The following is a 24,943-nucleotide window of genomic DNA, read 5'->3' as shown; positions in this document are numbered from 1 at the left end:
AATTAGATCAAACAATGCCGTGCGTGTCCATCACATTGATTTGAAATATAATTATCTGGGGATTCCTCAGACCGGGGCATCCTATTTGACACTGTCGTCCTCTGCAAGCCATTTAATTTTTAGAAAAAATAGCAAATAGCACAAAAGCAAAAGCAGACACCCATTCCAAAACTTGTCTGCCAATATCTATCCCCCCTGGTTTGTGTTTATACAGAACCAAACTTCACCAAGTCAAAGTGATCTGATGACACCCCGAACAAGATTTTGCGTTACTCCTTACGCAAAAAAGCGCCAGGCGATGCTGGCGCTTTGCTGCGACTTAGGGCCTTAGAAGCCCGAATTCTGCGGCATGTTACTGGGTGTACTGATTAGCTCATGGCAAGTGCGGGTGTTGCTTTCGCAGTTGCCCTAGCTTTGGCCTTACGTGCCTTGCGACGCGTCGCAAGTTTTACGTAGAAGGCAGGTAATACAAACAAGGTAAATAAAGTGCCTACCATCATGCCTGCAACCAGAATAATACCTATGCTGTTACGTGCCTCAGCACCTGCTCCGGTTACCAGCATCAATGGGAAGTGACCCAACACCGTTGCTGCAGTAGTCATCAGGATAGGACGTAACCGGGTTGCTGCTGATTCAACCACAGCATCCAGTTTACTGCGCCCTTCCTCTTGTAAATGATTCGCGAATTCCACAATCAAGATACCGTTTTTCGCAATCAAGCCTATCAAAGTAATTAAACCAATCTGAGAGTAAATATTCATCGTTGTTAGCTCAAAGTAAGACAGTGCCAGTGCGCCCATCATTGCCAGCGGTACGCTGCCCAGCAGGACCACCAGCGGATCTCTGAAGCTGTTGAACTGAATGCTCAGTAGCAGATAAACAATTACTAAAGACACCGCCATGACACCCAACAGGCTGTTGCCTTGCTGTCTGATCTGTCTTGATTCACCTGCATAGTCAATCATGTAAGAAGGAGGCAGTACTTCTTTAGCCGCTTCTTCCAGCGCTGTTAGTGCCGCTTCTTTGGTTGAGCTTGGCAGCACACCACCGAAGATACGAAACGCATTTTGTTGACCAAAGCTGCTCAGCTGACGCGGTACCGTGGTCCAGTTGATTTCTGCTATAGCAGATAAAGGAACCATAGTGCCGTTGTGTGCCTTAATTTGCAGGCTCAGCAATTTCGACGGATCTGTTTTAATCTGGCTGTCTACCACAGGGATGACCTGGTAAGCCTTACCTCTGGCGTCAAAGCGGTTCACATAGTTGTTCGAAAGCAGGATACCCAGCTGACGACTAACATGGGCCAGGTCCATACCCAAATCTGCAATTTGTTCACGCTTCAGGGTTACTTCAATTTGTGGCAAGTCAATTTTCAGGTCTGTGTCTGCATACAGGAAGTGACCACTGCCAAACGCTCTGCCTATCAGCTGATCGGCATACTGTTTCATTTCTTCATAACTGGCTGACGATTTAACCACCATTTCCACATCAAACTGACCCGCAGTCGGTAAAGGGGATGGCAAAATTGGCAGCGGATTAATACCCGGTAATTGTGCCAGACGACCATATACCTGAGGGATGAGTGACATCGTTGTGAAGTCACGCTCCGATGCACTGATAAACTCTACCCCACCAAATGCACTGTTAGTGAAGATGTTTTGCCACATCTGCGTTGTGCCCGGCATTTCCAGTAAAGTATCAACCACACCATGCATATTGTCTTCGTTGTAAGTCAGTGATGACTCAGGCGGAGACTGTACCAGGACATAAATCTGGCTTTGATCTTCAACCGGGGCCAACTCTTTTTTCGAGCCGGTGAAAAACGGCACGACCATCAGGCTTAATACCATGGCGCCCAGCAGAATTTGATTACGCCAGTTCAATGAAGCACTCAGTACGGTTTTATACTTTTTACGTAACCAGTCGAACCCACCGTTTACTTTGCGTGTCAGCTTAGTTTCTTTGCCACCCGGAGGCGTTACATAAGCACTCATGATAGGCGACAAGGTCACAGCAACAAATCCGGAAATGACTACGGCAATGGCCAGAGTAAAAGCAAATTCTTTAAATAAGATCCCGGTCAGCCCTGAAAGGAAGCCGATTGGCAGATATACCATCGCCAGTGTCAGCGTCATCGAAACAATGGGCACAAACAGTTGTCTGGAACTTTCCAGTGCAGCCTGCAACTTAGGCTTACCTTCACGAATGTAACGCGAAACGTTTTCGACTACGACGATGGCATCATCCACCACCAAGCCGACTGAGAGCACGATGGCCAGTACCGTCAGCAGGTTCATTGAGAAACCAACCACATACATGGCTGCAACTGCGCCCAGAATTGAAATAGGAATGGTCACCAGCGGTACTGCGGCACTTCTGAATGAGCCCATCATGAACAAGACCACAGCCCCCACCAACACAACCGTTTCAACCAGCGTCTTAAAGATTTCGTTCAGTGCGTCACGCATATATAAGGTGCCGTCGTAGGCATAGTTAATGCGGATGCCGTCAGGCAGTGTTTCGTTGATTTCATCGGTCATCGCATATAAGGCGTCACCAATGGCAATTTCGTTCGCACCTGGCAGTGGCCAGACCGAGATATACACGGTATCTTGCTGGCTTAAACGTGCACTGATGGTGGGCTGCTCAGAGCCCAGTCTGACAGTGGCGACATCACGCAGATAAATGGTTTCGTTGTTAGACTGTCTGATAACCATGCGCTTGAATTCATTTAAATCTTTCAGCTGGGTGTTGGCAACCAGGTCAATGCGTTGCTTACTGGTTTCGGTAAAGCCCAGGGTAGCAATCGTGTTGTTTGCAGCCAGTGCGCTGTACACTTCGTCAGCGCTCAGGCCAAATGCATCCAGTTTCGCTGAGTCCAGGTCAACTCGCAGCGCCGGGGTACGGCTACCTTCTATCGCGACACGTTGTACACCCTCAATGCCATTAAGCACTGGTGTAACCTGACGTGATAAGTAATCCGTTAGCTGAATAAGCGACACGCCTTCATTTTCAATATTCAGATAGAACAAGGCATGCGGTCTGTCAGCGCGTTGTACAGTCACCACCGGATCTTCGGATTCTGACGGCAACATATAGCTGACCTGACCCAGCCGAGCAGTCAGCTCCGCCAGCGCCTTAGAGCTGTCTTCATTCAGATTCAGATACGCAGTTACTGTGCTGACCCCAGCCGTCGTGGTCGATTCCACATAGTCAATGCCTGGGACCGTGGCTGTTACACGCTCTATGGGTTCGGTCACAAACCCTTTTACTGTATCTGCCGATGCGCCAATATAAGTGGTCGAGACCAGCAGGGACGAGCTTTCAATTTTAGGAAATTGCAGGACGGTGATCTTCAACACAGACCATAGCCCACCGATGCAAATCATGGCAGATAACACCACGGCCAGCACCGGCATAGTTACAAATCTATCCATAAAGTGGGCTTTATTTTTCATAGCGAAACTCCTTCTTTCTGGGTGTCTTCCATCGCCACTGCCTGCTCTGATTGCTGAGGCTCTGAGACAAACGTTTTCAGACCGCTGCGTAGTTTGAATGCACCCGAGCTGGCGATCAGGCGGTCTTCTTCAAGGCCAGCCGTGATCATGACCATGTCGCCCAGGCGCTCACCCAGCTCGACCTGCTGACGCGTTGCTCTGAGTGTGCCCTGCTCGTCTTTCTCCAACAGATAAACATAATCGCCCAGTTGGTCCTTAACGATGGCCAGATAAGGAACAGCAATGACTTCCTGATTCGTGCCTATCGGCAAGCTGATCTTAACCAGCTGGTTCGTGTTCAGCTGCTCAGTACGCTCGATGCGCGCACGGTATTTAAGTTGTCTGGACGCTGCTGTCATACCTGGCTCTACCGATTCAACGTAAGCCAGTTGAGGCGTAGCGCTGTCACCAACCAGAGAAACGCGAATCGGGGTATTGATTGCCAGTGCCTGATACGTTTGTGGTACCGAGAAATCCACCCACATGTGCTCCTGCAATCCAACCATGTTGGTCAGTACAGTGTTAGGTGCCAAATATTGGCCGACTTGCAGGTCGTGTATTCCGACATATGCGGTAAACGGTGCCTTGATGACTTTCTTATCAATACGCGCTGTAAGTAAGTCGACCTGTGCGCGGAACTCAGCCAGCTGCGTAATGGCTTCTTCCAGTTGCTGGTCGCTGAACTTTTTGCGCTCGTGCAGGTTACGATAACGGACCAGCGTGCTTTCCTGCTGCGTGACGCGCGCCCTGGCCGCGGCCAGTTGTGCCAGCTCCTCTGCATGATCAATCTCTAACAGGGGTTCACCTGCTTTGACTAAATCGCCCGACTTAAAGTGCAACTGAGTGATTTTACCCGATACCTCATTCACCAGATTGATGGTTTGTGGTGCTTTAATCACGCCACTGATATCTATGTATGACTGATACGGTACTGTCTCTACACGCATCGCTTCTACCGTCGCGGATTGCTCTGAAAACTCGGTATTACGTGCTTCGATCATGCGCCCTTTAAGGGCAATACTGCCTACTACCAAAGTGGCAACAACACTTGCTGTTGAAATCCAGGGTTTAATATTCATGACTTTCTCCTTTTCCTTTACCTTGGGGAACAGCCCGAAGGCTGCTCCTGAATCAAACTTTGCAAAAAGATACACTAAGCAAAGAATCTTTATATAAAGATATATGACCAAAAAAATTTGTCAATGTCTTTTGTGCGTATTTCCTTATGCTGCGCTATCGTGCTCGCGCTGCTTTTGATTTGCATGTGCTACAGCCAGATAGCCAGCCACACGTGCCGTGTTAATCAAAACCGCGGAATTGGCTTGTGCTGAACGGCCATTAGTGACTTTATCAATGGCTTTCATGATGTATTTAGTGACCGCATTACCGCTCACACCTTCGGCCTCAGCGGCACGAACAGCATCATTAATCGCTTCATTGACTTCTTCACTGTCAATCGCATCTTCCTCACGGGTAGGCGTTGTGATCACCACGCTGCGTCCTTCATCTAAGCGCCATTGCGTTTCAATAATTTCGGCCAGCAAATCAGCATCATCGATACGTTGTGGTGCTTTAAAGCCACTTGAACGACAGTAAAAAGCAGGAAAATCATCAAACTGATAAGAGATCACAGGGACGTTATGGGTTTCCAGGAACTCCAGCGTCAGGCCCAAATCTAGGATATTCTTGGCACCGGCACACACCACTGCAACACGCGATTGAGTGAACTGGATTAAATCCGAAGAAATATCCATGGTTTCCTGTGCACCACGGTGTACCCCGCCAATCCCTGCCGAAGAGAAGAAGTCAATGCCCGCAATCTCTGCCGCGATTAACGATGAAGCCACGGTGGTTGCACCCAGCTGTTTCTTGGCCAGTACCACAGGTAAATCACGAGTACTTACTTTAGGAATATTAGCCGTTGTTGCGAACAGCTCAATTTCTTCCTCGTTCATGCCTATCAGGAATTTACCGTCTGCAATACCAATGGTGGCAGGCACAGCACCTGATTCGCGCACCGCGGCTTCAACTTTTAATGCAGTCAGGCGGTTATCCGGATAATCCAGTCCATGTGTAATAACATTAGACTCCAGTGCGACAACAGGTTTGCCTTGTCTCAGGGCCGCTTGAACTTCGGGTTTAATAACTAATGGGATTGATAAGTTGTTCATAATTTTGTCCTTGTCATAATTCGTAAATTTAGTAATTCGGAAATTTAATCAGTTTATCTTTTTGCGCCGTAATTAACGGCTGATATACGTTTTGCTGCCAGTCCTCAGGTACTTGAGGGCATAAGGCAACTGAAATCACTTCTTCACCGCAATTGAGCTCTTTGCTCAAAATTGCCGTAATGGTTTGTGCAATGGCTTCTTTCGCTATGTCAGAAACCGGGCACGCAAAATAATGAATATCTACATGTGGCATGGTTTTTCTCCTTAAATGCGTTAGGCGGTCAGCAAGCGATTAAAGGCTTCTGCTTCGCTCTGGTAATCAACAATACAGTCAAACAATTCTTCAACACCTGGGTGCTTAAGCAAGGCATAGTGGTCTGCCTCCAGGTGGATTGTGCGAGTTTCGTCTTCTGCATATCCCGGTATGTTCTCCAGGAATGAATAATCATCTCCTTGCGCTTTGAATATCACCTTAGGTGCCTTCACATTACGCTCCAGCAATTCATTAAAGGTGTATTTGAATTCGTAGGTTTGCACCACGATATCAACAATGCGTTTCACCATGTCCTGATTGAGTGCTCTGTGGTTGGTGCACACAAAGTCGATAAAGCTGGCTTTGTCGGTCACGACTTCCAGGCACTTTTCAAGCACCGGACCACTGATCTTCTGGAAGAACACCGAGTACAAGATGGTGACAAATGCCCCTGAACTGAAACACGGTACGCGTGCCCGGCTGGCAAACTGCGGCAGCTCCGGCGATCCAGGTGCAATCAGGTAAAGATCCTTCACTTCATCCCCTGCCTGCTCAAGCTGGTGTGCTACTTCAAACGCCACTCTGGCACCAAATGAATATCCCCATAATGTGTAAGGACCTTCAGGTTGTGCTTCTTTTAGCAATTTAATGTCTGCACGCGCCATCTCACTGATAGTCTGGTACGGTACTTCCTGCTCATTGATACCATGTGCCTGAACACCAATGAATTCAGCCTGATCAGCCACTTTCTCAGCCAGAGGCTTCAGGCTCATCGGATAGCCCCCCAAACCCGGCCAGCAGAATACTTTGCTGTCTTTTGATGAATTATTTAATGAAATCAGTCGATTGTCTGTGTCATGATCACTTTCCTGAATATGCTGAGCCAAATCCTCAATACTGGGGGCCTGGAACAACGTCTGCATAGGCAGGTTAAGACTGAGCTCCTTATTTATTCGGTTAAGTAAGGTCACCGCTGTCAGTGAGTTACCGCCGCTTTCGAAGAAGTTGTCTTTAACTGACGCTTTATCCCACTTCAGTGTTTGCTTCCAGATTTCTGCAATGTGCTCTTCAAGTGGGTTACGTGGCTCAATATAAGGCACGTCATTACCCAGTTGCGACAGCTTCTCGTTGTCACGTAAGGCGATATAATCCACTTTGCCGTTGGCAGTTTGCGGGAATGCATCGAACGCCACGATTTGATTCGGTACCATGTAAGTCGGTAAGCGACTTTGCAGGTCATCTTTTAAGATTTCTACCGGACCACGCATGTGAATGGCATCTTCTTTCATCCCTTCGCTGCGCATTTGTTCGTCAGACACCTTACCGCCGATACAGAAGTAGAATGGCTTCATCTCTTTGCCTTGCTCAGCCAGGATAATGCCGAAGCGATCCGCTGATGGCAGGTTATTCCCACTTTTCGAGCTGTAACCGGATGACATCAAACCAATGTTCAGTTTGTTCATTTGCAATTGTTGCAAGCGTCGGCCAAGGTCGACATAGTGTCGCCATGCTTCAGTCGTGTGGCTGAGCATAGATACACCAAAGCTGGAACGCTCATAGACCTGCTGATTAATCGCGATGACGCTTTTCTTCTCTATGAGTTTTTCAGACAGGGGCACAAATTCACCGCCTTGCAGCGAATACTGGCCATTCTCCAGACCCTCAACACCCTGGATCTGCACGATTGACTCGACTTCTTGCAATGGCACGCCTTGCGCCGCCGGGGTAATCTCATAACTGCCCAGGTATTGATCATCGTGCTCAACCGCGAGGTATTCTTGCAGTGACTCAGTGAATTCCCCTTTGCCAACAGCCAGCCCAAATAAAGGCAATACCTGATCAAACAGCCCCAGCATGTGTCCAGTTTCCATTTCCAACACTTCCAGAATGTTGTTTTTGTACACCGGCTCGATTGCCTGTTGTTTACCCAAGAAGTGAACTTTCAGCTGGGCTTCACTGTGCTCGGCAACCGGGCGTACTAAATGCAGTGTGTGTTGCTCTGGCTGGTAGTAGTAAATACCGGCATCCAGATCAAAAAGCTGATGTATTTCAACAAATAACTGAGTTGCGTATAGCGCGCCTGGTGACGCATAACCATATTTAGGTAACAAACGCTCTTCACTTTTGAATTGACCAAAGTAGCGCATGATCTGGCCAAACTGCCCATAGCTTAACTGGGCCACATCGACACTCTTACCTGCACGCTCTGGTGCTGCGAGTAAATCAACGATGTCCTGCTGCGTCAGCTCTCCCCCTTCGAAGAAACGATAGGTTTTACGTGCAAACACCGTTTCTGACTGACCTTGTGTTGGTTGTTTATTTGGTAATTCAAAAGATGGCTCATCTTTGAGTACCGCCTCTGAGCGGAAACCCGCATTAGAGAGCTGCGCTTTTACCTGAAGTTTGTTTTTCTTCGACTGATGGTGCTCACCGTGATTGCCCTGATCCATCACTGCGGCTTCACGTTTGTTCAGCTCAATACAGGCAATCAGGTTCTGAAATCCGGTTCGCTCATCATTTTTAATTACCATAGCAGCGTTTTTAACCCAGTCGTGCTTTTCTATCGCCAGACGGATCTCATCCAGCTCAACCCGATAACCACGCAGTTTGACCTGATTGTCAACGCGACCCAGGAAGTGTGCATTACCCTGATCATCGAGCTTAACAACATCCCCACTTCGATAAAGCACGCTGTGCTGCGGCTCATCAGAGTGCGGGTTAGAGATAAAACGCTCTTTGGTGATATCAGCTCTGTCAAAGTAACCACGAGCGATCTGCGCACCACTGATGTACAACTCACCGGATTCGCCGGCTGCAACCGGTTGTAGTTCATCATCCAGCACATAATAGTGCGTATTTGCAACGGCCTGACCAATTGAAATGGCCTCAAAGTCCTGCTCCAGTGTACTTTGAGTCACCGTATAACTGGATGAGTTGATGGTGCACTCAGTGGGGCCATACAGGTTGGTTAACTTAAGGCCCGGAAGCTCTTCAAAAAACTGCGCTGCCAGTTGTTTTGTCAGGGTTTCACCACCACTAAAGACGTGCTGTAGTGAGCTACAAAGCTGGATCCCTGGGGTGTCCAGCAGAGCCTGCAACAAGGTGGGCACACACTGCAAAACAGTGACTTCGTTTTCAATCATGGCGTCAATCAATGCCATCGGGTCACGATACATGCCTGGCTCACTCGCCACGACACAGGCACCCATAGCACACGCCAGGATTTCCCATTGTGCCGCATCGAAGCTAAATGGCGTTTTCTGAATAATGCGTGTGCTGTTATCAAATCCAAACTGCTGACGTAGCCAACGCATCTGATTAACGATATTTCCGTGCTCAATCATGACGCCTTTCGGAGTTCCGGTGCTGCCCGAGGTATAAATCATGTAAGCCAGATTTTCAGGGGCAACCTCTGCACAGTATGTCTGTTCATTACTCAGCTCTTCCAGGCAAATGACCGTAACAGAAGGCCCAACAAGCGAGATGATTTTTTCTTTCAGGTGTGATTGTGTCAATATCAACTGAGTTTTTGAGTCAGTGATCATGTGTAATACCCGCTTATCAGGGTATTCAGGTGACAGAGGTAAATAACCACACCCGGCATATAAGCTGCCCCACACGCCGACTACCAAGTCGTCAGAAGGCTCAACAAATAGGCCTATATAGTCGTCTGGTTTAGCATTAAGTTGCTGTAATGTCGCAGCAATCTGCTGTGCTCGCAGATCCAGCTGCGCAAAAGTCATGCTCTCATGATGACCAACAACGGCGGTCGCTTCAGGTTGTGTTGCAACCTGATGACGCATTAATTCAATTAGATTTATTGCTTTTATTTCAGCTTCAGCAAGCGCAACACCACAGGCTGACTGATGCGTGTTCGGTGAGTTTAGTAAGTTCATTTTTAAATCCCTTAATTAAATTTCGTTCATCTAAGTTTCTAAGTCTTCACAAATCCACTTGATGCCACTTCCCAACTTTAGCTTTAAAGCCTAGTAGCTAAATCCTATGCAACAAGTTCCATACTAAGATAAATAAATATATCTTAATGTCAACATACTTTTTGTGAAGATATTTGATGTGATAACTCTTGCCACAAAGTTTGTTTTGAAGTATCTTTAACGCATCAAAGAAAACAGAGAAGTAGTTTTTATGCAGAAACATGATTTAGTAGACACCGTAATTGCTCAATGGGAGAAAGAAAGGCCCGATATCGATCCCTCACCTATGGCCATAATGGGCCGCCTGGTCAGAACGGATGCTATATTCAGCAAAGAGCTGCATGGTGTATTCAGCCGGTTTGGCCTAAATGGGGGTGAGTTCGATGTACTGGCAACATTGCGTCGCTCAGGCGAACCTTACACACTAACGCCTAACCAGTTATTACAGACATTAATGCTGACCTCTGGTTCCATGACCAACCGCATTGATAAGCTTGAAGCAAAGGATTTAGTTAAACGTAACCCGGATCCTAATGATCGCCGTGGAGTCATGGTCAGTTTGACAGAACAAGGGCTGGAGCTGATCAATGAAGTGGTCACAGAGCACGTTGCCAAAGGGCATTACTTGCTATCACCACTTGAAGAGGACGAAAAACAGCAGCTGGCAAACCTGTTAAAGAAACTGCTTGTCAATTTACATCACTAATCGGGTTGCGCATGATGGCGCTATCCGGAAACAAATAAAAAAGAGGTAACGTTAAACGTTACCTCTTTTTTTGGCTGTGGTAATGGCTTGGTAGACGCATTACCCGTGCCCAATCTCTCAAAAAAGTCTGCCATCACAGCGGCGTAGTTAAACCCTATACGCTGCGATGGCCATTCAATAAGTTATGCGCTTTGCATTCTCATGCTTTTCTGTGCGCGAGCAAATAGACGTTCAGCTTCAGAAGTGCAAACATTCAGCAAAAACTTTTGCCGCATCAGAGACAACAACTGCTGTGCTGACGTGACTTCGATGACGGTACTGAATTGACTTACTTCGTGCAGCTCCCTGTAAAGCAAGTTGCGTAAGGTAAAGCGTTGTCCGCCCGTCACCCGTGAAAGTACAAGATTATTCACAAAATTAGACTCAGGATGCTGGTGGCTGTAAAAATGCACCACATCAAAGTCTTTCTCCGTTACGGGAACCAACGACACACTATAAAGGCTGATCTGCTCAGGCTGTAACAGCTCAATACGCACATCTGACCCTGTGCGGGTTATTTTGTAATGATAGTTTCCGACCTCGATGGTGCCGGACTGAGAAATACACAATGGCTCTTTTGGTGATTTTGAGCCAAAACCCACATCAAATAAGTAACTTTCATCCCCGATTTTCACCAAAGTAACCCGGTGCGTTCTGGCATTGTCTTCCTTGCCATTTAACAGTACCTTGGCCAGCAATGGCTGAACCTCATAGCCCAAATGCTCCAGTGCCAGGTAAGCCAGTTTATTCTGCTCAAAGCAGTAGCCTCCCTTTTTCCGGAGTACCAGACGATCCAGCAAGGCTTCCTCCTGAAGCGATATTATCTCTGCGCCCAGTGCACTGATGCTTGAAAAGCTATACATTTCAAGATGTTTTTCCTGGATTTCCTTGAGCTGTGCCAAACAGGCATGCTGCTGAGTCAACTGAAGCGATTTAATATAATCTTGAATCATCATGATCATTTTCCTTTTCTTTGAGATTAACTTAAGGCTAGAACCTCAACTTAAGTTAAGGTCAAGAAAACAAACCAAATTTTTTGCCAGCAGTCGCGAAAAAGAGACTCTGCCTGGATTTTACCTGAGTTATCTCACCCTACACACGGTTATCCTGGACAACGTCAACACCCCAGGTGACCTATCACTTCCTGCTAACACAGAATTTTGAACGCTTTCACGGTAACTGTCTGCTCATCGCGATACTTTTTTTAATGAACCAGCCAATCACTTGATATAAATCACACTTCAATCACTATAAAAGTACTGATTATTGCCCTGAATGTCGATTGTACCTAAAAGGGTTATTATAGCCAAAATAAGGATGATGATTGTTCAAGACTAATTAAAGACACGACCTCTAATCAGTCCTTCTTTTTATTCCACACCCACTTCACTATGTGAGCACGTTAGTGGTACACATTTAGGTGTTACATTTGCCACCAGCCACGCACTGTAGACATACTCCCTCTAATGCGATTGCAGTAGAACAGCCATTTTGCACGTGATAAAAAATACATGAAGAATAAAACCCTGAATCATCAAACTTGCCTCTTTATAGTGGCACTAACATAGGCAACGTCAACTTGCCGGGATTCCTTTAGATTCGATAATCTGAGCTTGTAAAAAGGCGCTCAATGAGCGCCTTGGATTTTTATAGGTAAACTAGGCCTAATAGCCGATTATTTATAAGAATAATTCAACGTCACACCGCTGTAGCTACTGTAGCCATAGAGGCTGATGTGCCATACACCCGAGCTTGGGTTAGTAAATAAACACTGTTCTTCATTGCCATTCTTCCAGGGACGACAGGTGTAATTATTTGCATCGGGTTGAGCATTGTATCTTACATACAGATCGGCGTCTCCGGTACCACCGGTGATAGTCAGAGCCATCTCTTTAACGCCTTGCGGAATTTCCCAGGTGTAGTGCGTCCAGCCATTCTGGTTGCCCTGTAGATTTGGTAATGAACCATCCACTGGTGTTACCCCCCCCGGATCGCCGCCTCCCTGACAACCATTGGCTGCAATATAATCTGATGCAGCTTTGGCCTGGACGATACCATGGCCATAATAATTATCACGACCCGCAGCGCCCTTGTCTTTGGCAGTTGCGTTCAGGGCAGCCCGGATCTGCTGGTTATTACACTGACCGTTGTGGCTCCATACCAACGCCGCTACACCAGCTACATGAGGTGAGGCCATGGATGTACCACTCAAACTCCGATAAGTATTCGTCGGGTAAGTAGAGTTTACACTGGAACCGGGACCCGCAAGCTCAACCTGATCATTGTACTGAGAAAACGACGAACGACTTTCACTCGACGTGACAGATGCCACAGAAATAACCGAGTTGTAAGAAGCCGGGTAAGATTTAGAGCTGTTACCATCGTTACCAGCAGCAGCGACTAGTATCATGCCCCCATCAACAAAATTCTGCATCGCAGTATTTTCACTGTTGGAGTAATTACCACCACCCAGGCTCATATTCACAACCTGTGCACCACCATCCTTACACTGCTGGATTGCATTCACTAGGTTCGAGGCATAAGTCCACTGTCCGTTGTCATCGAAAATTTTGACAATGTGCAGATCCACACCGGGATACACACCTACCACGCCCTGACTGTTATCCTCTGCCGCGATGGTGCCCGCAACGTGTGTACCATGGCCGTTGCCGTCATTATTCCAACGACCCACCGCACTGTTGTTTGCAACCCCGCTAACGTTACCATAAGGTAAATCAGGGTGGCCAAGATTGTAGCCTGTATCAATGACGCAGACTTTTCTTGCAGAAGTATTGGACTGAGGCAATAGGTGACCCTGCACCATAGTGATCCCATACGGTGTGCTCTGTGCAAACGGTACGATTTGATTCGCGGACTTGGCTAAAGGTAATACATAACGCTTAGGGTCTATTTCGATTGAGTCAACGGACGAAAAGCCCCGCAGTGTCTCCAGACTGTACTCATCCAGCTCTGCCACCATCGCTTGCTGACCATTGAGTGCAAACAGTGGCTCTGCGCCCGCAGTAAACAGATAGTTGAGTGCAATATAATTATTGAAACTGTTTTTGCCGCCAGACAATGTCTCTTTAAAGCGTACTATGTAGCGATTGCTGGCGCTCTTTTTAGACTTGCTTTGTAGTTTTGCTTCTTCTGTATGCCCCTGAAAAACAGGCTCTTGTGCTAACGCAGGCAAGCTCATTGCAGTAAGCATTAGGGTGGATAGGGTTGATAGTTTAAAACGCGTGATACTCATGTCTTCTCCTTGTTGTATTGTTACTCTTTTTCTAACTGACAATGCACTTAAACAACCGCCCATAGACACCGGACAAACAAGTGGTTTAACTACTTGTACCAAAACAACAAGGTCACTTACTGCGATAAACATGTCAGTACTGTGTTGTAAAACTGTTAACAAAGGTAGCAACTGGAACGGTCCAGGTGCAACATACATTCGAAAAAACCGTTATAATATTTCATCCAGCAGACTGTTAAAAATGACATAAAGATTGATATTTAATGTAAAATTTTTTAAATTTGTGTATATCCACTTGAGGGAAACTGAAGGGGTATAACAATACAGGTCGCGCAAAAATGAAAAATGTTACGCTCGTGATGAATATTATTCAGCGAGAAAAATGCCAGTAATAAACCAACTTGTCCACATAATCCGGCACAACACTCAGTAAACCTGGTGCTGTATTGCATTTGGAGTAGATACGACTATCGCTCAGCTTCCCCTGACCACCTTAACCACAAACTCACTGGCTCCGAAACCCGTGCAGCGTTCATCGTTACCTGGCACATAGCTTATATTTTTACAGTACACTCAAGCTGTACCTGGTGATAAACTGGGAGCTTAATATAAATTGCGTAAGCAGGACCTGCAATTTTCCCTGACTTTGCAATCACTTGTTTTGGTTTACAGGCAGTCACCACATGAAAGTACTAAAGATTTTGGGTATTGGGATTACTAGCATTTTTGTCTTCTTTATCGGGATTGCCGTTATTACAGGTTTAAACAAAGCAGATCCGGAAGAGACCTTTATTCCCTTTTTAGAACAACAAATGCCACGCGTCACGAACTGGGATCTTGATTTTATTCAGGGCCTTATGATTGAACAAGCCGTATCATCCGCAACCCCGGAACAATGGCAAATGTACATAGAGAAAGTCTCGGCTCTGGGTAAACTTGAGCATATTGACGCGATACAGCTTGAAAACATGAGTGCCAGAACGTCTTTTACGGGCAACACGACAACGACCGCGGTTTATCTGCTCTCATTACAGTTCAGTACGGGTCCTGCGCATGCCAGGGTTATTCTGGTACACACTGAAGAGGACGGCGTCCAGGTTCAACATATTAAGTTTTTGGCAGACAGGTTGATGCAATGATAAGTGTTAGCAGGTTCATAGCAGGTGTGGTCAGCCCCAGATGACCTGACATAATAAGGGACTGATTGTCTTTACAGGCGTTAATTCAATGAAATATCTATTCTTCTTCATACTTTTGCTAAATTCGGGCAACGCCAGGGCCTGGCGAACCGGCCAGTGTAGGGGCGAGTGTGGCGACTTTCTTCGCGCAATCTCAGGTGGCAACACGGGCATACTGGCATTGGAAATTGCGCTGTTTGTGTTTGTAGTCCTTTACCTTTTTATTAAAATCATGGAGAAATGGGACAAATAAACAGGCACAGGCTTATACCCTGTTTCACCTTAGGTTTACCCGGAAAAGTCGATTGTGACACAGATCTGACTCCCCTCTATGCGTTGCGTGTATTGCCAATTTTGTTGGCGACAAACCCGTTCAACAATGATTTTCCCAAGCCCATACCCTTGCTCTGTGCCAGAGAAAAACTCGCTGACATGTGCCGATTGTTCGGGTTGTAATGTATTACTCACGCTAAAAGTGCTGTCTGTTACACACAGCTCTATGTCCGCCTCTGTTGAGTGCTGAATGGCATTCCTGACCAGATTGCCAATCACAATCAGTCCATTCACGCGTGTAATGCTCTGGCTATTTGGCGACGATGCGATCAGAAACAACGTTTTGCCATTTTTATCCGCCTGGCACTGAAACGCTAATAAGACTTCTTCAACTACTGTAGCCAACTTAGCCTGCGCCGCTTGCCCCGTTTTATCTTCTCTTGCCAATTCAAGCAGTACGGTGATCATGTCTTCCATACTATTAACTGCACGCTCCAGCCGCGCCAGAGGTTTTGCCAGCGCAGGTTCCCTTTCACTGTACAGTTTTAGCAGCTCATTGGCGCCTTTGATCACCGTCACTGGGGTGCGTAATTCATGACTGGCAAAACTGGTAAACTCGCGCTCCCGCTGAACAAACGCTTCAATACGTTGCGCATAATCAGCCAGTGTTTTATTCAACAGACCAATTTCATCATCTTCATATTTGTATTCATTGATAAATCGTGCATCCGACGACCCGTCACTTTTTTTAACCTGCTCTATCAACGTAAACATCGGCGCAAGCGAGCGCTTCAACACAAGATGAAAAATCACAAAAAACAGCAAGATAAACAACGTAAAGCTGGAAAAGATAATCTGCATCATCATCCGCTCGAGGTTTTCGGATATTTCCACCTCATTGACATCATAAATGAAGTAATACAAGGTGTTGTCCGGCATTCGGGCAACCGCATAATGAAAGTCTTGCTCGCCGGGGTGCGCCAGCTCAAACACCCCAGGAGTGGTGCTGCCTATATACTCTGCCAGCAATGGTGGAACATCCGCAAACCGGGCATAGGCCACTATCCCTTCAGGAAATAAAAACGTATGTCTCTGTGCATAGTTTTGACTAAACTGAGTCACAACCCGGCTCAGCTGCTTTTCAAAAATATAGTCTTCCGTGCCTTTGGTTGCGGCAAATATCACCAATAAGCTCAGCAAGCAAAATACACTAAAGCTGGCGATAAACGTCGCTTTTACACGCTGACTCAGGCTTAGGGTACGGGCAAAGCGCGCCAGCTTTGACTGACAATCAGATAAAAACAAGCTGATACCCCTGACCATGTTTTGACTGGATCTTAAAGTGGTCCGCACAACCTGCTAACGACTTTCTCAGATTATAAATATGACTTCTCAGCACATCGTTCTCTGGCAGCAGATCGCCCCATAGTTGAAACTCCAGCTCTGCTTTATCCACCAGGTTTGGATGGTTTTTACATAATAAAGTCAGAATCTTAAAGGTGGTTGGGTTTAACTTCAGTGGCAGGCCATTGAAACGTGCCGTTTTGTTCTGCTGATCTAACTCCAGGCCGTTAACGGCCACCACTGAATGGTAGCCATTTTGTGCCTTACGGGTATGGGCAAGCAGCCTGGCATACAACTCAGCAATGGCGAAGGGCTTAAGAATATAATCATCCGCCCCGCAATCAAACCCGCTCAGCTTATCATCCAGTCGATCTTTTGCTGTCAGCATTAAAATAGGCACCTGTGCCTGCTGCCCCTGGCGTATCTGAGCCGTGGCTTTTAACCCGTCCAGTTTAGGCATCATAATGTCCATCACAATCGCGTCAAACGTTTGCGTCTGAGCCAAACTCACAGCCATTGTCCCATCATAGGCAAAGTCCACCTGATGGCCTTTGGCTGTTAAATAATCTCCGATATTCTCTGCAATATCCAGATGATCTTCTGCTATTAATATTCGCAACACCGCATTACACCTCTGTTCTCAATTAAAAGCGATAGATCAGGCCAAGGCTGGCCTCAACTTCACTGTCACTGCCCGCTTTCACTAATGGACTGTCTGCCACTTTTGAGGCATATACCTCATAATCCACTGCAAACGATAATAACCAGCTTTTATTAAACGCGTATACCCCATTTGTACTTATCCCATAAGACTTTACTCCTCCACCGAGCTGATAAGAAGAATAAACACTCTCCCTGGCCTGCACAGCCGTGATACCAAACTCAGTTTGCATGTGGTCACTGTTTGCAAAACTGATATCAGCGCCCAGCTCGAGCTTTAAATCAGACTCATTCACAATTCGGTAGTGGATTGTCACAAACCCCACACTGCCCTTTTTGGGGTCTCCCCCTGTATAAGTTTGCGCAAACACGCCCAGGGTCAGTGGCCCATGAATTTGCCATGCAACACCCAGGCCCCACTCCATCATTTCATCAATATCTCCGAGTCCATCTAAACTCTTGTCGCTGGCTTCGTTTTGCTCTCGCCCCTCTTCAATGTTGAGCCAACCACGCAATGTTAGACCTGGCTTAATTTGATAGAACACCGCGTTGCTCATCAGGTTGGATTGAAACTCCCAACGTTCGGCGCGATATGCAACTTCAATATAGGGGTCGGCCTCTGTCGCTGTCTCGCCCGAGCCGTGATATTCAGGTTCAGATTCAATGCCAAGTCCAAGGGCATATCGCCAGCCCGCTGGCGGCTCAAATACAGCGACAGGTCCGGCGATGTCGAGTGGCATAGACATCACTTCGGGTTCTGAGTTTGCCAATACAGGTAAAGTATACAAAGCAGATAATATTAAAATAGCGTGGTGTTTCATTGGTCAGTCATCCCTCTAATACAGTTACTGGCCACGGTGACACAGAGAATGTCAATGAAATGTCGAACCAGGCATTGACACTTCGTCGACAATTAAATGGGTACGCTGAGACTTCCTTTAATTGATCAGGCTAAAACCTATGATGCCTATTTTATTTCTGCTGTTCCTGAGTGTCTGTGCCATGATTTACGTCTACCGTTTCCGGGGCTGTGCGCGATTTGCAACTGTGCATGAATATCTGCGTAAAGGCTGGCCTATTTTTGCGCCGTTAAATGTTTTTCTCTATATGACATCTCGCCGACGTGCGCGTGCCCCCTTTACCAGTGTGGATGATTACCCGGAGCTGAAGCTGCTACAGGATAACTGGCAAGTCATTGCCGCCGAGGCGTCACAGTTAATGGCCAGCGGCCAGTTTATTCAGACGACTGCGCAGGAGAACGCCAGCTATTATGATGTCGGTTTTCGTACATTTTACAAATATGGCTGGAGTAAGTTCTACTGCACCTGGTACGGCGAAACACTCCACTCCGCTAAAGCGTTGTGCCCCAATACCGTTGCACTCTTAAAGTCGATCCCCAGTGTGAACGGTGCCATGTTTACCCTGTTGCCCCCGAATGCCCAGCTGACCCGTCACCTGGATCCGGTTGCCTGCTCTTTACGCTATCACCTGGGGCTGGACACGCCGAACGATCCCGATTGTTTTATTTCTGTCGACGGAAAAAGGGCGTTCTGGCGCAATGGTCACGCATTTATGTTTGATGAAACTTACCTGCACTACGTGAAAAACGACACCAGACAATACCGCCTGATACTGATGTGCGATATCGACCGGCCGGTGAATATACTGGGCCGCCCGGTTAACTGGCTCTATAAAAAGTTTGTACGCTTGTTACTCGTGCCAAATTTACCGGGCGATCAGTCCGGGCCATTTAACCGACTATTTGCTCGCCTCATGCCCACGTTAAACCGGGCAAAAAGGCTAAAAAAAACCAACCCCAGGCTCTATTACCCGCTGAAGTGGCTGGTCAACCTTAGCCTGATCAGTATCCTACTTCTGGTACTTACCTTGGTTTTTAGGTTGTTAATTGCGGTAGTTCGTTAGGTGCCTTTACCAGATGCGGATTGCTGATTTATGTGGGTGTCCGCAAGTCCCAGTCCCCCCTAGAATATTGCGCGCTTTAGGGAGATACAAATAATGACACTCATGTCATGAGTCGCTACTAAGTACAATGCGAGTGATAAATCCCCCCGGAACCCAAACGTGAGCAGGCACTCCATTTTGCCCCGGAGGGGACATTACTTTGGTCATTAAACTAATCACTTCTATACTTATTTAATGTTAGAAAAGTTGTTTATCAATAATGCGCACTGAAAAACCCGCAGAGCAGCCAGCACAGGTTGGTCTAATTAGGGCATTTATCCATTGGGTACTTGGTTTCATCATTTGTTTACTACCGGGCCCCGCATTGGCAATGAACAAATCATCCGAGATTGTTATTCCGCTGAACAACTGGGCAAGTCAACGCGTACTGTCACATGCCGTCGGTGACATAATCAAACGCTATGGCTTTGCCGTCAGCTACCGCGATATGCCTGCGCGAGATCAATGGGGAGCAATGCAAAAAGGGCTAATCCACTTTCAGATTGAGGTCTGGCAGCAATCCACGGCAGGGTCATTTTACAGAATGCTGGATAACCAACATATTGTCGATTTAGGCATGCATGACGCGATGGCCCGGGAGGAATGGTGGTACCCTGAATATGTCGCGGCGCTTTGCCCCGGACTTCCCCACTGGAAAGCGCTCAATACATGTGCCCCCTTGTTTTCAGCCAGACCAGGAGAGGCGAAAGGCACCTTCTATACAATTGACTGGGATTATCAGGACGCAGATTTAATACGCGCATTAGGACTGAACTTTACGATAGAACGCCTCAGTAATGAAGCAGAACTTTGGCAGAAACTGGAGCAAGCCAGTGATCGCAACCAGCCAATTGTACTCATAAACTGGACTCCAAACTGGACGGACTTTTACCGACCCGGACAGTTTGTTGAGTTTCCTGCATATGAAAAAGCCTGTGAGACCGAAGCCAGCTGGGGTATCAACCGTAATCTGGTCAATGACTGCGGTAATCCGCAACAAGGCTGGTTGAGAAAAGCAGGCTGGCCAGGCCTGGAGCAGACTTATCCTTGTATTTATAACCTGCTAAAGAAAGTCAACTTTTCACAAAACATGATTGCTGACGCGTCGGCCATGTCCATTGTAGAGGGACATACAGAAGTGCAAGCAGCCCAATTATGGCAAACCAAATACGCCCCTGAAATTACACGCTGGCTGGACCCTGCTTGTTTGAACTAGCAATCAGCGCGACAATAGCCGCGCTATAATTTTGCTAATGACCAAGTTACCTGCTAAAGAGGGTGACAACTAAAGCCCGACAACGGGTTGCTCAAGCTCAGCTAATGTGTCTTGTAGCATGTCTTTGTCTTCCTTATCAGTCGCCAGCTTTAATCCTTGCTCAATAACACTTTTTGCCTGATGCATATTGTTAAGCTTGGCGAGCGCTCTGGCCCAATAGGCGAAAAAGTACATATTTTGATTGTTCAGTTGCACCGCTATATCAAATAGAAACACAGCGTACTTAGGCTCTTTATCCCAATATTCGTACGCCATTTCGGCAATGACCCGATCTGGTTCAGGTAATTGCTTCACCAGTTTTGAGACCTTAGCGGCATAAGCAGACCTGGCGTCTGACGGAGATTTATCGCTCTGCCTTACTTTTTGCAGTAAAGCAAACAACCTATCCGTCTCAACTTCTCTTCTGGACTTTTCAGTTAACCAGTTGGCCTCAACTACCTTATTTGCCATTTCAACCGCTTTATCCAGAGCTTCATCAGCACCAACAGCCACATCAGGTTTTACGCCTACGGTTTCCCAATTTGTTTGAGTGATCGGGTTGATGGCTGTGCCTGTGGCAATGAACATACGCAGCTCATCATTTATTGTGAACATCCCCCCTGGGTTGGCGGCTCCGCCTGTTGTTTCACCTACGAGCGTCGCCCGCTTTCTGGTCAGCATGTTATAACTAAATTCTTCTGCGCCAGAGTAGGTCTTGCTACTGGTCAACACATACAAAGGAACATCAGGCATTTTCTTACCATCAACTTCATCCAGCACATAGAAATCAGTTGTCTCGTCGCCCTCTCGAAAATACAGGCTGTTCAGCAGCAGCTTTTCATCAAAAAAGTAGCTGCATAAGTATTGGACAGTTCGCGGTGATCCCCCGCCATTTTTTCGTAAATCAATGATCACAGCGTCGGTTTTTGCCATCAGCTTCATTGCCGCATCAATATAAGGTTTACTGTCGGCCAGTCGATAAAAAGAACGTAAATCTATATAGCCAATATTGTTCTCTAATACACTCGCGGAGAGGACGCCGTAATTTAAAAACTTGTGTCGTGCCGGCTTGAGTAAGTTGTCTCGTATCGAAGACTCAATTCCGCTCACCTCTTCACCCACAGGGTTAGCTCGCACCCTTAAGTGACGGTCTTTTGCTGTTGTTCTCAACCACTCGGTCAGGGCTTTGGAGAATGATTTATGGTCTTGTGCTGACGCGAAGTGACCCGACTGAAATGCCTTGTATAGCTTATCATTGGTTTGTGTTGCGACCTCTGGAAAAACATAATGCTCGGTCATCAACTGTGTGATTTTTTCTATCGCGGCTTGTTTTTCGTTTTGTGTTATCGCATTTGCCTGTGATGGTGCAACGACCAACCCCAATAATAATGCGAGCGCGGCTGTTGATAGGTGTTTTGGACTCATAGGTTAAACTCACTGTACTGTTTGTTTTCCCTATTTTTAACTTTATTGACGAAAAAGAATTGTAAAAAAGTAAAGGCCTTAAAAAGGGTCATAGTGGCCAATAAAGCGACTGTAAACCACCTGAGATGACTGGTGTTTGTCGTAGCGGCTTTGGGCCGTTAAATAAGCTTTCGGAGTCTGGCCAATTACCGCCTTAAACTCTCTATTTAAATGAGCCTGATCAAAATACCCGGATATCAGCGCTGAACTTGTGAGATCACCATGACTGTGCGATGCATTGAGTAAAAAGCTATTCATCCGCCACACTTTACATAACTCTTTAGGTGACACACCAATTTTTGACACAAAGTGATTGCGTAAAGTGACTTTGCTGATCTCAAACTGTTGGCAAATATCTGCAACTTGTATATTGCCACGCGCATCAAGAATGGTATTTGTTTTCGCCCTTAACAACTCAGGAAAAACAAAATCATGGTTATAGAACAGCCTTTTGAGCCAGGGCATTAACTTGGTCAAGGCACTCTCAAACTGCCCTTCCTGCAACTGCTCTGGCCAGGCATTTAAGCTCAAAAGTAATGATTCTAGCTCCCGACTTTCGACAAACACATATTGCATACTTTCAATGGTATTTTTAACCTCTGAGGCCGCTAACTGCTGTGGCTGAAAGTAAGCAAAAGGTTTGAGTCTCACGCCTAACACCCACTGTGGCTGCAAGCTCGAAATCTCATAAGCTGATAGCTGTTGCCCTACAAGACTGACCCCTGCGCGGACGGTTTTTGGCTCATGAAAAGCGGATGAGTAGGTCAATGGCTTACTATGAAACAATAATTCAAACACGCCTTGTGGAAAGAATGAGACCGAGCCAGATACCCGCCGGACCCAAAAAGGCTCAACAAAAGGAGATAACCAGCCGGGTGGCAAGCGCTCTTTATAATCTGACTGTTCCATTGTTTTACAGCATCAATACATTCTTGTTGTCTGCTATCTTAATAGACTAAAGCACCTGTATACCAGCCTGTATTTTTATACGAGGCAGTAAAGATCTAAGCAATTCCGTCAACGATGCTCATAAGACCTGCCTGTGACGCGCTCTTGAGCGCACCAAAATGCCCCTGAACACACTGGGGTATGCAGTGGTAGTACTTAGTGCCTGATAAGCTGACCTGTCTCTTCTTTGCCATTGGCATAATTTCTCACCCTCAACCTAGTGAGTATCACCTTAAGGTAGAGGGAGTACATTCCGCACACCAGTTTCGGGGGTGCCCTTGAAACACAACACGGTCGTCACTAAAGGTAAATAGGGAAGTTACTCTTCTCTGTTGCGATAAACAGGCTGAGTAAATTTATATTTTGATTTGTGAAAAACGCGGGCTCTGAATATAATTTAATCAGCTGTATTCATGTGGTAGGTATACTAACTAACTAACTAATTTAATTATTTTTATATCTCAAATGGAGTGAAATAACGTTGAGTTCAGTTATCTATTCAAGTGTAATATTTATCTGCTTAGGGGCGCTTTTGTCACCACAGTCATATGCACAAGAAACACAGCTGAAGGCGCGTGCAATCGCTGTTGCTCCATATGGGATTGCTGAGTCCCAAGCTGACGAAAGTCTTGAATACAAAGGCGTTTATTATGATTTCTTAGATCTTATTTTGCAGCAGCTGCATGTACCCTACATTCAGGAGGTAGCGCCTTACGCCAGGATTTCTAAAGACTTAAGGAGCGGCAAGGCTGACATCACAATTATGTACCGGTACCAGCATTTGGCTGATGACGTTTATTTTATTCAGCCTCTGCCCAGCTTGACCAATGTTGTGATTGGCGATGCCGGGTTGAGCATTACTCACCCTAACGATCTTGTGAACAAGAAAGTTGCCTACTTACGCGGGGCTAATTTTAGTAATGCCATTGATCAGGACCCCAGGATTGAAAAGTATTTCACTTTGGATATTGCACAGGCAGTAGCATTGCTGAGTAAGGGCAGAGTTGATGCGGTTATCGGGCCGTTGAGTCCAATCTTGTATGCTGCTGATAAACTCGGAATTGTCGATCAACTGGGTAAACCTTTTGTGGTCTCGGAGCGCACCCCTTGGTTGCAGATCTCAAAAAAGAGTCCACTGGCTTCTCGGGCTAGAGAACTTAAGTCCATTACCGTAACTCTGTTACAAGAAGGTTGGTTAACTAAGTTTAAGCAAAATTACCATAGCCCGAAAGTGAAGGCATGGCTGAAAGACAGTGGTATCGCTCACAACTAATCTTTTATATTCACGAGTTTTCAGGAGAGTTTTTAGGAGAGTTTTTAGGAGACTCCCATCCATAAATTTTTGCGTATCTTACGCACGCCACTTTAGGGTGCGTGTCCATGTAACCTTTTTTTTAAACACAGAGATGCGCTTTTGGATGCTATAAAAAACAATAAAGACCTGGCTCAATTATTTGAACAAGATACAGCACACTACTTTAAAGGGTATCATTTTGAAAACCTTTTAGGAAAGCTAAGTGTCACAGAATCAATATTTGATTCTGCCTTTATGCTCAGAAAAGACCAGAGTTATTTTAAGTTTGCCGAGCTATTTTTTGAATCAGACAGAAATCAAATCAATGCAGAAGTTAGAAATATTGCGACAGATGAAAGATACACTGTAACCAATGACGGTAAAGGGCTGTGGTGGCTTTGTGAGCAACTGAACACACTCCGCCCCAAGCATTGCCAGATGCCGCTCCCTCCCAGGTTTTGCATAACACGAGTGAACTATAAGATGGTCCTCACACTTGACCGAAGTGGTCGAAGACCACCGCCCACTTGGTTACGCAAACCCGGCTAACCTGGTCGCTTAAACCAATATATACATGTGTATATCACACTCCCTGCGGACCACGAGGTCGATGGATACGACCACACTGGTCAAACCGATGTGACCAAAAAATCGGTGACATACGACCAGAAACAGAAAAGCCCCGGCGGATGTCTGGGGCTTTAGATTGGG

The 24,943-nt window shown here is 46.4% G+C and carries 18 protein-coding genes and 1 pseudogene; 6 read left to right on the top strand and 13 right to left on the bottom strand.

The window, feature by feature from the left end; genetic code table 11:
- Positions 1 to 368: 368 nt before the first annotated feature.
- From AT705_RS17220 to AT705_RS17200, 5 genes are all read right to left on the bottom strand, one after another.
- Positions 369 to 3,458: an efflux RND transporter permease subunit gene (locus AT705_RS17220; RefSeq protein WP_058797503.1), complete on the bottom strand. Its 3,090-nt coding sequence runs from the start codon at positions 3,456 to 3,458 to the stop codon at positions 369 to 371.
- Entirely contained in the window at positions 3,455 to 4,576 is a 1,122-nt protein-coding gene (locus tag AT705_RS17215) for an efflux RND transporter periplasmic adaptor subunit (RefSeq protein ID WP_058797502.1), read from the bottom strand. The genes AT705_RS17220 and AT705_RS17215 overlap by 4 nt, the downstream gene beginning before the upstream one ends.
- 144 nt (positions 4,577 to 4,720) lie before the next feature.
- Positions 4,721 to 5,668 carry a pseudouridine-5'-phosphate glycosidase gene (locus AT705_RS17210; RefSeq protein ID WP_010386798.1) on the bottom strand — a complete coding sequence of 316 codons (948 nt, stop codon included), beginning with the start codon at positions 5,666 to 5,668 and terminating at the stop codon, positions 4,721 to 4,723.
- Positions 5,669 to 5,696: 28 nt separating this feature from the next.
- Positions 5,697 to 5,921 carry an indigoidine synthase IndC gene (locus AT705_RS17205; RefSeq protein ID WP_010386797.1) on the bottom strand — a complete coding sequence of 75 codons (225 nt, stop codon included), beginning with the start codon at positions 5,919 to 5,921 and terminating at the stop codon, positions 5,697 to 5,699.
- A 20-nt stretch (positions 5,922 to 5,941) separates the two neighbouring features.
- Positions 5,942 to 9,817, bottom strand: a complete 3,876-nt coding sequence (locus tag AT705_RS17200) for an amino acid adenylation domain-containing protein (protein ID WP_058797501.1) — start codon at positions 9,815 to 9,817, stop codon at positions 5,942 to 5,944.
- 250 nt (positions 9,818 to 10,067) lie between these two features.
- Here AT705_RS17200 and AT705_RS17195 point away from each other — a divergent pair, with 250 nt between their 5' ends.
- A complete protein-coding gene (locus AT705_RS17195; protein WP_058797500.1) occupies positions 10,068 to 10,562 on the top strand; it encodes a MarR family winged helix-turn-helix transcriptional regulator in 495 nt (164 codons plus the stop codon).
- A 182-nt stretch (positions 10,563 to 10,744) separates the two neighbouring features.
- Here the strand turns inward: AT705_RS17195 and AT705_RS17190 are convergent, their stop codons facing one another.
- Positions 10,745 to 11,557, bottom strand: coding sequence for an arylamine N-acetyltransferase family protein (locus tag AT705_RS17190; protein ID WP_058797499.1), 813 nt, complete (start codon positions 11,555 to 11,557; stop codon positions 10,745 to 10,747).
- A 719-nt stretch (positions 11,558 to 12,276) separates the two neighbouring features.
- Complete coding sequence (locus AT705_RS17180) at positions 12,277 to 13,854, bottom strand: S8 family serine peptidase (protein WP_058797497.1); 1,578 nt, start codon at positions 13,852 to 13,854, stop codon at positions 12,277 to 12,279.
- Positions 13,855 to 14,537: 683 nt separating this feature from the next.
- Here AT705_RS17180 and AT705_RS17175 point away from each other — a divergent pair.
- A complete protein-coding gene (locus AT705_RS17175) occupies positions 14,538 to 14,993 on the top strand; it encodes a hypothetical protein (protein ID WP_058797496.1) in 456 nt (151 codons plus the stop codon).
- Positions 14,994 to 15,320: 327 nt separating this feature from the next.
- Here the strand turns inward: AT705_RS17175 and AT705_RS17165 are convergent, their stop codons facing one another.
- From AT705_RS17165 to AT705_RS17155, 3 genes are read right to left on the bottom strand one after another with little or no spacing between them, the layout of a single operon-like run.
- Positions 15,321 to 16,610 (bottom strand): sensor histidine kinase, encoded by a 1,290-nt coding sequence (locus AT705_RS17165; RefSeq protein WP_167551994.1) that lies wholly within the window; start codon positions 16,608 to 16,610, stop codon positions 15,321 to 15,323.
- Positions 16,597 to 17,271, bottom strand: coding sequence for a response regulator transcription factor (locus AT705_RS17160; RefSeq protein WP_058797493.1), 675 nt, complete (start codon positions 17,269 to 17,271; stop codon positions 16,597 to 16,599). Before AT705_RS17160 ends, AT705_RS17165 begins: the two co-directional genes overlap by 14 nt.
- A gap of 22 nt (positions 17,272 to 17,293) precedes the next feature.
- Positions 17,294 to 18,130, bottom strand: a complete 837-nt coding sequence (locus AT705_RS17155) for a MipA/OmpV family protein (RefSeq protein ID WP_058797492.1) — start codon at positions 18,128 to 18,130, stop codon at positions 17,294 to 17,296.
- A 139-nt stretch (positions 18,131 to 18,269) separates the two neighbouring features.
- Here AT705_RS17155 and AT705_RS17150 point away from each other — a divergent pair, with 139 nt between their 5' ends.
- Together AT705_RS17150 and AT705_RS17145 are read left to right on the top strand one after the other, a co-directional pair.
- On the top strand, positions 18,270 to 19,232 hold the full coding sequence (locus tag AT705_RS17150) for an aspartyl/asparaginyl beta-hydroxylase domain-containing protein (protein WP_058797491.1): 963 nt from the start codon (positions 18,270 to 18,272) through the stop codon (positions 19,230 to 19,232).
- Positions 19,233 to 19,602: 370 nt separating this feature from the next.
- A complete protein-coding gene (locus AT705_RS17145) occupies positions 19,603 to 20,487 on the top strand; it encodes an ABC transporter substrate-binding protein (protein ID WP_237113743.1) in 885 nt (294 codons plus the stop codon).
- 69 nt (positions 20,488 to 20,556) lie between these two features.
- Here AT705_RS17145 and AT705_RS17140 read toward each other — a convergent pair whose 3' ends face one another.
- The 3 genes and pseudogenes from AT705_RS17140 to AT705_RS25730 all read right to left on the bottom strand — a co-directional run.
- Complete coding sequence (locus tag AT705_RS17140) at positions 20,557 to 21,951, bottom strand: S41 family peptidase (protein WP_058797489.1); 1,395 nt, start codon at positions 21,949 to 21,951, stop codon at positions 20,557 to 20,559.
- A 78-nt stretch (positions 21,952 to 22,029) separates the two neighbouring features.
- On the bottom strand, positions 22,030 to 22,899 hold the full coding sequence (locus tag AT705_RS17135) for a helix-turn-helix transcriptional regulator (protein WP_058797488.1): 870 nt from the start codon (positions 22,897 to 22,899) through the stop codon (positions 22,030 to 22,032).
- Positions 22,900 to 23,010: 111 nt separating this feature from the next.
- Positions 23,011 to 23,138: pseudogene (locus tag AT705_RS25730) on the bottom strand (transposase); the annotation flags it as partial.
- Between the two features lie 332 nt (positions 23,139 to 23,470).
- Here AT705_RS25730 and AT705_RS17130 point away from each other — a divergent pair.
- Together AT705_RS17130 and AT705_RS17125 are read left to right on the top strand one after the other, a co-directional pair.
- Positions 23,471 to 24,211 carry a substrate-binding periplasmic protein gene (locus AT705_RS17130; protein WP_058797487.1) on the top strand — a complete coding sequence of 247 codons (741 nt, stop codon included), beginning with the start codon at positions 23,471 to 23,473 and terminating at the stop codon, positions 24,209 to 24,211.
- 141 nt (positions 24,212 to 24,352) lie between these two features.
- Entirely contained in the window at positions 24,353 to 24,781 is a 429-nt protein-coding gene (locus tag AT705_RS17125; protein WP_058797486.1) for a hypothetical protein, read from the top strand.
- Positions 24,782 to 24,943: the final 162 nt, after the last annotated feature.

The sequence above is a fragment of the Pseudoalteromonas rubra genome, assembly GCF_001482385.1.
GTDB lineage: Bacteria > Pseudomonadota > Gammaproteobacteria > Enterobacterales > Alteromonadaceae > Pseudoalteromonas > Pseudoalteromonas ardens.
Note: the sequence above shows the minus strand (reverse complement) of the source record. Positions and strands in the feature narration are given on the sequence as shown.